The sequence below is a fragment of the Achromobacter sp. SIMBA_011 genome (assembly GCF_046535435.1).
Lineage (GTDB): Bacteria > Pseudomonadota > Gammaproteobacteria > Burkholderiales > Burkholderiaceae_B > Achromobacter > Achromobacter dolens.
Window position 1 is genome coordinate 1 of record NZ_JAWRWN010000817.1, and the last position, 255, is coordinate 255.

Below are 255 nucleotides of genomic sequence, written 5' to 3' on the forward strand. Positions count from 1 at the left end.
CGACATCCATGCGCGCCGTAACCGCATCGACGGACGATTCCGCCTCAAGCGTGTCATCAAGCTCGACTTCGGTCAGCGCACGCGCGCCCCTGCCTCGATAGTGGTCGATGAGCTTGTAGCGCGCTATCGAAAAGAACCAGGCCGTAAACGGCCTCGCACGATCATAGGTCTCCCTTTTGGCGTGAAGCGACAGCAGAGTTTCCTGGACAAGATCCTCCACATCGCCTCTGGATGCCGACGACATGCGATGGCCGT

The 255-nt window shown here is 59.6% G+C and carries 1 protein-coding gene; it reads right to left on the reverse strand.

Features of this window, described 5'->3' with window-relative positions:
- A partial coding sequence (locus SB816_RS33270; protein WP_410548413.1) for a sigma factor occupies window positions 1–244 on the reverse strand: 244 nt, incomplete at its 3' end.
- Between the last annotated feature and the right edge of the window lie 11 nt (window positions 245–255).